Raw genomic sequence first — 8,968 nt, 5'->3', positions numbered from 1 at the left:
ATTTAATTCTGCTAAATCTATTAGGGAGCAGATATGCAAATTAAAAGTTATTTTAAAAACACTCCATTATCGCTAAAAAGCATTAATAATGAGAGTTATAAATTTAATACAAAATTGAAATCAGCTATATTAAGTTGTTATAATACAATATCCTCTTTTATAAAACCATTTTTTCATAAAACTTCAAATAATTCAGAATTTAAAGTTCATATTTCTAATATTGAAAATATGAAAAAGAATGAAAATATACAATCAGATAATAAAGTAATAAACACGCCTCACTCAATGAAAGATGATAATGATAAATTTGGAGATTTATCTAAAGTACACAAAAAGTTTAAAGTTGATGAAATAATAAATTTAATCATTAATGATATTATCTCTGTTTTAGAAGAAAAACCTACATTAGAGAAAGGAAAAATTATACAATTTGAGGATGAGTTACATTCTCACTCTAAAAGTATTTTATCATCTACTAATGACTTGTCTTTAACTGAGATTAAAAATAAATTTTTAGCATCAATCATCGATAGCATATTAACTTCAGACGAAAAAATAAAATCTGAATTTGGGAATATTAATAATTATAAATATTTTTTATCAAATAGTATAAATGAGACGGTTAGTCGTTCACTGGCTAAAGATAAAAATCTTGTAAAAAATGGCGATAAATAAAATGATAAGCATGAATTATAAAGCTTAAATAAATTTAAAATCATTAATGAATAATGTAGCAAGTTAACTTATTTATAGCTAGTTTCTCAAGGCCTAATAATATTATTAGGCCTTGAAAGAGCATCAAATATCTAAGCGCTTAGCTTGCCATTTACGAGAGCGCCAACGCCATGCATTTGTTAAGCCTCGTAGCCACTCATCGCAAAGAAAACCTATCCAAATCCCAATTAAACCCATTTCCATTTTTATACCAAGGAAATAGCCAATAGGAATAGCAACTCCCCACATAAAACAAACGGCTGTAATGAGTGGGAATTTGGCATCTCCGGCTGCACGTAACGCATTAACCATAACAATATTAAATGTACGCCCAGGCTCCAAAAAGACCGATAAAATAAATAAAGGCAACAGTTGGTCGATAATGCGTTGATCTTCGGTGATAGAATACAAAATAGGATCACGCATAAACCAATAAATAATCACCACGCCAATAGTAAATAGCACACCTGCTTTTAGGCTTTTAAAACCCCGTGTAAATGCATCATCAAATCGTTTTGCACCAACTAAATGACCGACTAATATTTCATTACCAATGCTAATCGCAATGCCAAATAACATTAAGAATAATGATAGTTGGAAATAGAGTGTTTGTGCGGCGAGAGGAACTTCTCCCATTAAGCCTATAAAGGCAGAGGCGGTCATATAATGTAAAATCCACACTAGGTTTTCACCTGCAGCAGGTAAACCAATATGTAGAATTTTGGCTAACATATTTTTAGACCAAATCACTAATAGTCTTATATCGAATTTAATTCTTAATCCATAGAATAAAAGACCACATAATAAGACAACGGCAATAATACGACCGACAACTGTTGACCATGCAACACCCACTAAACCGTATTGTGGAAGCCCAAAGAAACCATATAGTACAATCATATTGCCGATAACAGTGACAATATTGGCAATTAACGTCACATACATCGCCGCTTTCGATTTACCATAAACCCGCAAACAGGCTGCTAAGATAATTGAAATTGCTTCAGGAATAAGACAAATCCCCAAAATATGGAGATAGTTATAGCCATCTTGTACTAAATGCTCTGGCGTATTCATTACATTTAGAATGTTGTAGCCAAAAAAGAGAATAATAATGGCACTACTAAAGCCCAGCAAAAAGTTAAAGGCGATAGAAATATGAATAGCTTGACTGGCTTTATCGCGCTTACCGGCGCCTAAATATTGAGCAATAACAACGCTACATCCCACGCTAATAAAGTTAAATATGGTGATAAAAAGATCAAAAACTTGGTTACCTACGCCCATTGCAGCTAAATAGGCAGTAGAGACATGACTTATCATGTAAGTGTTAATCAATAGCGTGGCAAGATGAAGAAAAATATCAATAAAAATAGGCCAGCTAAGGGAAAAAAGTGAGCGATCCGCTACATCAGATTGATGCATTGAAAACCTTCTTAAAAACGAGTGAAATAGTGTTGTAAATATAATCAGAGGAAAGTGGAGCGATTTTACATGCTTTATGAATAAGGGAATAGCTAAATTGATGAACCAGTAGCAAAAAAACTTTTTATATGGTTTATTCGTTGATTATTAAACATTATTATCATTCAATAATGATTAACAACGAGAACAGGGAAATAAATGAATACTAAAATAAAAGTCGCTATTGTGGGCTATGGCAATATTGGGCGCTTTGCACTAGATGCAGTACTTGCAGCACCTGATTTTGAGTTAGTGGGGGTGGTTCGCCGTGATAGTCAAAATATTCCAGATGAACTGCGAAATATAACGGTAACAAATGATATTAAAAGATTAGGTAAGGTGGATGTTGCTTTATTATGTTCACCAACGAGAGCCATTAAAGATTTGGCTAAATCGATATTGAGCTTAGGTATTAATACCGTTGATAGTTTTGATGTCCACAGTGATATCGTTGCATTAAAAACAGAACTGGATGAGGTGGCGAAAAAGCATAACCGTGTTGCAGTGATTTCAGCGGGTTGGGATCCGGGTTCAGACTCTATTATTCGTACCTTAATGTTAGCTATGGCACCTAAAGGTATTACCTACACTAATTTTGGTCCCGGTATGAGTATGGGGCATAGTGTTGCCGCTAAAGCTATTGATGGTGTAAGAGATGCACTATCAATGACTATTCCATTAGGTACTGGTGTTCATCGGCGTATGGTTTATGTTGAATTAGAAACGGGTGCTAACTTTGCACAGGTTGAGCAAGCCATTAAGGCCGACAGCTATTTTTCATCTGACGAGGCACATATTAAACAAGTTGATAGTGTTGATAGCTTAAAAGATGTTGGTCACGGAGTACAAATGACCCATAAAGGGGTGTCAGGCAAAACACACAATCAATTATTTGAATATGCTATGCATATTAATAATCCAGCATTAACATCTCAATTTATGGTTTCTGCAGCCAGAGCAAGTATGAAACAACAAGCGGGTGCCTATACTGTGATTGAAATTCCCCCCGTTGATTTTTTAGCAGGGGATTTAACTACATTAATCGCAAAACTGGTGTAATCAGTTAGGCTTCTTGCAAATAAAATATTGCCCACATGATGTGGGCAATAGGATCAACGCTTAGGCAAACTTGATGATTTGAGATTAGCGTTTAATATTTTTAAACTCTTTTGTTGTTGCAGTTAAAGCGACTTCTGTTGGTAAACGTTCCATTGAACTTGCGCCATAAAAACCATGGCAATCAGGACAGTTATCAAGGATATATTGCGCATCTTTTGGTGTTGCTATAGGGCCACCATGACAAAGTACAATCACGTCAGAACGTACGGATTTTGCTGCTTTTGCCCAATCGTTAATAAGGGCGACACAATCATCTAAAGTAACGGCTGTTTCTGCACCAATATTGCCACCAGTGGTTAAACCCATATGAGGAACAATAATATCTGCACCGGCTTGTGTCATCGCAATGGCATCTTCACGACTAAAAACATAAGGTGTTGTGAGTAAGCCTTTTTCATGTGCTTTGTGGATCATCTCTACTTCAAGAGCATAACCCATACCTGTTTCTTCTAGGTTAGCGCGGAAGTTACCATCAATTAAACCAACGGTTGGGAAGTTTTGTACGCCAGCAAAACCGATGGCTTTAACGTCATCTAAAAACTTATCAAAATTGCAGAATGGATCTGTACCATTAACCCCGGCAAGTACAGGAGTCTGTTTTACAACAGGCAATACTTCTTTTGCCATATCCATAACAATTTCATTGGCATTGCCATAGGCTAATAATCCTGCCAGAGAGCCACGACCCGCCATACGATAACGACCTGAATTATAGATAACAATCAGATCGATACCGCCAGCTTCTTCGCATTTTGCGGAAAGACCTGTTCCCGCACCGCCACCAATAATAGGCTCTTTACGTGCGATCATGTCATTAAATTTTTTGAGTAATACTTCACGTGAATAAGTCATACTTCTTTCTCCGTGGTTAGCAAATAAGTTCCTGGTGTAAATCATAAACTTGCTGATTAAATTCAGCAGAATTTATGTGGTAAGGACTGATGACTAATTGACGAGTCTCGGTCTCTTTAAATGTTGTTATAAATGCATCAAAAAATGCTTGGTTTGCTTGAGGATCCCAGAATGGCCCCCCTTCAATATCTAAAGCAGAAAAACCGCCCTGTGGAAAAATAAACGTCAGTGGGCCTTCACACTGATTCAATTTTTCAGCGATCCAGATCCCCATTTGACGATTTTCCCTTGGTGTTGTACGCATTAAGGTGACTTGCGAATTATGGTGATAGAAATGACGATCTTTATATTTCTCAGGTACGGTAGCAGGGCGACCAAAGTTCACCATATCCAACGCGCCACAAGAGACGATACAAGGTGTTTTAGTGCGGGCGATGGCACCAAAACGATCTTCATCACAAGCAAGGACACCCTCAAATAAATAATCACATACTTCGGTTGTTGTTAGATCCAGAACACTATGAAGTAAGTGGCTGTCTATCAGTTTTTCCATGGCTTTACCGCCACTCCCTGTCGCATGGAAAACTAAACAGTCATAATTATTTTCAAGTTTTTTAGTTAGTTGTTGAATACAAGGCGTAGTTACACCAAACATCGTTAATGCAACAGCCGGTTTATCAACACTATTTTCTTCTTGGTAAAAATAAACAGCGCCGGCAATTTGGTTGGCCGCATTTCTCAATACCTTACGAGAGATACGGTTTAAGCCGGATACATCTGTTACGGAGTACATCATTGAAATATCGCTAGCGCCGATATATCCGGAGATATCACCGGAAGCCATAGTCGATACCATCAATTTAGGTACGCCAATGGGCAAAGATTGCATTGCTGGTGTAATCAATGCCGTTCCCCCTGAGCCGCCTAATCCTAAAATAGCGAGGACATCGTCACAGTGGGTTAAATAACGTTCAAAAGCGACGGACATTGCTGCGATAGCTTTCCCGCGGTCACCGCAAAACACGGCGTTTTTTCCATCTGGATGGTAACTAGCAACTTGTGCAGCTGTGACGTCAGCTTCTCTTTCTAATGCTGTAGGTTTGGTTGTCAAATCTACGGTTTTGACAGGAAGGCCTGCTTTTTTTATTAATTCACTGACATAAAAAATTTCAGCGCTTTTAGTATCAAGCGTAGTCGCAATATAAATGAAGCCAGCATACTGTTTCATAAGCCTTCCCTTACCTTTTATGATTATTGACGTGTAGATTATAATCACAATGAGACTTGAGTTTCATTTATAATAGCATTATTTTGAGACCCATGTCTCATTATTTTTATTTTTTCTCTTTTAAATGTCGCTTAGGTACACTCAATCGCCTAAAGTAAACTTTAATCGTATTAAGAATAGTTCTTAAAATCAGTATAGTAGCCACGAAAAGTGGAGTAATAGCGAAGGAATTTTTATGAGTTTTAGTCGTAATGAAATAGATACAATGTCAGGTACTCGAAAAAGAACCTACCAATTATTGGTGACAACGGCATTGCAACTTTTTGAACAAGGGATGTTACCTACCGTATCAGAGCTTGCAGCACATGCTGGTGTTTCAAGGGCAACGGCGTATCGCTATTTTCCCACTCAAAGTGATTTAATTAGTGCTACTGTTGATGCAAGTTTAGCACCGATCATTGCATGGCAGCCCACTCCAGAAGATAATACACAACAGCGTATTACTGCGTTGCTCAATCTTGCTTATCCACAAATGTTTAAACATGAAGGGGCGTTGCGTGGCGCATTGCAGGTTTCATTACAGCAGTGGGCTAAAGAGCGGCAATCAAGCGAATATACAGAAAAACGATTTATTCGTGGTCATCGTAAAGAGATCTTACTTAAAGTCATCGAACCATTAAAAGCGCATTATCCGCAAGAAATGTGGGATAAAGTGATAAAAGCTTTCTCACTTATTTATGGTTCTGAAGTTTTTTTAGTAATGAAAGATATCTGGAAAATGGATGATCAGCAGGTCATTGATATGACCCAATGGATGGCTAAAGCTATTTTAAATCAGGCAAAGTCAGATTTTCCGATAGATAACGATTAATTATTTGAATAAATCGGTTAAAATTGTATAAATCATTTACGTTTTAGCTATTGTAGGATCGTTATGTCACACAAAACTGCAGACCAAGAGTGGCTGGTAGAACAACTAAAATATATTGCACAGGGCATTGGTAAAACATTATCGCCTTTTTGTGAAGTTGTACTTCATGATCTGACCGATAGTGAAAATACCATTATGGTTATTGAAAATAATCTATCAGGTCGAAAAGTGGGGGATAGAGCAACTGAGCTAGGTATGGCAAGGATTGAATCGTCTGATTTTCCACAAATTGTTGCAAACTATCCTAATCAGTTTCCTGATGGTAGAACAGCTAAAAGTACATCGATTGGTATTAAAGATAAACAAGGCAATTATGTTGCTGCTTTATGTTTAAATATTGATATATCGATGATTAAAGGTTTACAAATGGTATTAAATCAATTTTCGACTCTCGAAGAGGGAAATCATATCATTGAAACTTTTAGCTCAGTAACAGAAGATTCGTTGAAAAAACGTATTGATGAATTTTCTGCAACTTATTCAGTGACACCAAGAGCATTGAAACCACATCAACGACGCGAATTGCTATTGTGTTTACAGGATGAAGGTTATCTTTCACTTCGCAAAGCAATGGAGATTACTGCGCAATACCTCGGTGTTTCAAGAGCAACAGTGTATAACGATTTAAAAGAATGATTAAACGATAAGTTATTTTTTAAATTACAGCGGAATACAAATCATTAAACTAAAAAAAGATATCATTTTTGATATCTTTTTTTATTTTTATTTTAAATTAAATGTGATTTTTATTGTAAATGATTAATTAATTACTACTGTGTTATTTTTGTAAGTATAAATTGATAAAAAGAATAAAATAAACAGTTAATTTGTTAATGTAAGGGCAATAAAATGAATAGAGTTAATGGTGTTGATGTATTTGATAAGGGAATAGTCTTATCTACTAAGAAAGATTATTTAGGATCATGTTATGTAACTATTGCAAAGAAAATAAAGGATATTTCTAATACAACGGCTAAGCCCAGTTTTATAAAAAAAGTTATTCATATGATGGAACGATTTACAATGTTTTTTGCAATTAGCCAAACCGGTAGAATGGGAATAAGTAATAGAGATGGAAATTTAAATAGATATACTGAAACACTTACTGATTTAAAGATTAAGGTGAAAGATTTAAAGTGTAAGGTGGATGAGTTTAATAATAAACTAACAAAAAAAGATACAGTAGATAGGGAAAAAGATGAGATAGTTACAATTACAGCTGAATATCATAACCTAAACCATTTTCTCTCTTTAATAGAGAATGAAAATTCAAGTTTTAAAGATAGATATAGTTTTTTCAATTATTTAAATGAGTTACAACGAGCGGAGGCCTTTTGCCGAAATTCATCAAATACAGATTATAATCATCTGGCGGATGAATTTAAAAATATTATTAAGGAAAGAGTTGAAAGAATAAAAAAAGAAGATGTTATAAAAATATTTAATGAAGTGTTGGTAAGGTATGATAATGAAACTCGATTTAAAAATAGCAATGAAAGAATACTAGCTAATTTTTCAAGTAATAAGGAGAAAGAAAAATTTCTGTCTAAAATAAATTTTCTAGTCTGTGTTTCAAAATATAATCTTCCTCTTATGGTAGAGGTAGAGAATCTTAAAGAAGAATTTCCAGTACAGTTACGGGAAATAATGAATAAAATTCTTTATGAAGAAAGTATAATGGGTGAAATTCTTAATAAAGCGAATATTGATTGCGTATATAAGTATTCACTTAAAAAAGTGCAAAATATTTGGATTGAAGAATATATAAATAAGTTTTATGGTGGTAAAGAAATAATAATAGATAAAAGAACAGATGATAATGTCGCTTATTTTGTGGGGGATTTTGAGTGGGATAATTTTGATGGAATTAATAATACTAATAATGACAATATGAATTTTAAACGTAATCTTTCTGAAGCAAGTGAAATTATTCATGGAAAATTAAATAAACATGTTAAAGGCGATGAAATATCTGATTTAACTTCTATTCTGGAACAAATAGAACTAGATAAATTAGGAGGAAAAGAAACATATACTTTAATTTCTATTCTGAAAGAGATGGGACTGGGTAATTTAGAATGGAAAGAAATATATAATTTAATTTCTATTCTGAAAGAGATGGAACTAGGTAAATTAGAATGGGACGAAATATATACTTTAATTTCTATTCTGAAAGAGATGGAACTAGATAAATTAGAATGGAAAGAAATATATAATTTAAGTTCTATTCTGAAAGGGATGGAACTAGGTAAATTAGAATCAAAAGAAATATATAATTTAAGTTCTATTCTGAAAAAGATAGAACTAGATAAATTAGAATGGGACGAAATATATACTTTAATTTCTATTCTGAAAGGGTTAGAACTAGGTAAATTAGAATGGGACGAAATATATACTTTAACTCCTCTTCTGAAAGAGATAGAACGAGGTAAATTAATAGGGAAAGGAATATATAATTTAACTTATATTCAGGAAGAAACAGAACTAGATGAAGATAATATAAATAAGGGTAATTTAAAAGAAGGTGATATAAAATATGCTAATATTGTTGAATTAGTCGAAGATCAAGTATTTACACAATTAAATGTAGATGGATTTAACATAATAGATAGCGACTATGCGTTCTCATCTGAATAAGGAAAATAAATATTTTATAGTAT

Annotated in this window: 8 protein-coding genes; 5 read left to right on the top strand and 3 right to left on the bottom strand. The window is 34.2% G+C overall.

The features are described from left to right. Positions 1 to 33 precede the first annotated feature (33 nt). Complete coding sequence (locus tag AACU95_RS16955) at positions 34 to 675, top strand: hypothetical protein (RefSeq protein ID WP_004245052.1); 642 nt, start codon at positions 34 to 36, stop codon at positions 673 to 675. A 123-nt stretch (positions 676 to 798) separates the two neighbouring features. Here AACU95_RS16955 and AACU95_RS16950 read toward each other — a convergent pair whose 3' ends face one another. After that, positions 799 to 2,139 (bottom strand): MATE family efflux transporter, encoded by a 1,341-nt coding sequence (locus AACU95_RS16950; protein WP_004245051.1) that lies wholly within the window; start codon positions 2,137 to 2,139, stop codon positions 799 to 801. Positions 2,140 to 2,337: 198 nt separating this feature from the next. Here AACU95_RS16950 and AACU95_RS16945 point away from each other — a divergent pair, with 198 nt between their 5' ends. Continuing rightward, positions 2,338 to 3,237 (top strand): diaminopimelate dehydrogenase, encoded by a 900-nt coding sequence (locus tag AACU95_RS16945; protein ID WP_049201409.1) that lies wholly within the window; start codon positions 2,338 to 2,340, stop codon positions 3,235 to 3,237. A gap of 84 nt (positions 3,238 to 3,321) precedes the next feature. On the opposite strand, the gene AACU95_RS16940 is transcribed toward AACU95_RS16945, so the two are convergent. Next, complete coding sequence (locus tag AACU95_RS16940) at positions 3,322 to 4,149, bottom strand: phosphoenolpyruvate hydrolase family protein (protein ID WP_004252534.1); 828 nt, start codon at positions 4,147 to 4,149, stop codon at positions 3,322 to 3,324. 16 nt (positions 4,150 to 4,165) lie between these two features. Beyond that, positions 4,166 to 5,377, bottom strand: coding sequence for a Tm-1-like ATP-binding domain-containing protein (locus AACU95_RS16935; RefSeq protein WP_004247258.1), 1,212 nt, complete (start codon positions 5,375 to 5,377; stop codon positions 4,166 to 4,168). Between the two features lie 235 nt (positions 5,378 to 5,612). Here AACU95_RS16935 and AACU95_RS16930 point away from each other — a divergent pair, with 235 nt between their 5' ends. The 3 genes from AACU95_RS16930 to AACU95_RS16920 all read left to right on the top strand — a co-directional run bounded on the left by AACU95_RS16930 (position 5,613) and on the right by AACU95_RS16920 (position 8,945). Further along, positions 5,613 to 6,248, top strand: coding sequence for a TetR/AcrR family transcriptional regulator (locus AACU95_RS16930; protein WP_004247259.1), 636 nt, complete (start codon positions 5,613 to 5,615; stop codon positions 6,246 to 6,248). 63 nt (positions 6,249 to 6,311) lie between these two features. After that, positions 6,312 to 6,944: a helix-turn-helix transcriptional regulator gene (locus AACU95_RS16925; protein WP_004245045.1), complete on the top strand. Its 633-nt coding sequence runs from the start codon at positions 6,312 to 6,314 to the stop codon at positions 6,942 to 6,944. Positions 6,945 to 7,157: 213 nt separating this feature from the next. Continuing rightward, on the top strand, positions 7,158 to 8,945 hold the full coding sequence (locus tag AACU95_RS16920) for a hypothetical protein (RefSeq protein ID WP_049237006.1): 1,788 nt from the start codon (positions 7,158 to 7,160) through the stop codon (positions 8,943 to 8,945). The last annotated feature ends 23 nt before the right edge of the window (positions 8,946 to 8,968 follow it).

Source organism: Proteus sp. G4415 (assembly GCF_963896075.1).
GTDB classification, from domain to species: Bacteria; Pseudomonadota; Gammaproteobacteria; order Enterobacterales; family Enterobacteriaceae; genus Proteus; species Proteus mirabilis.
Note: the sequence above shows the minus strand (reverse complement) of the source record. Positions and strands in the feature narration are given on the sequence as shown.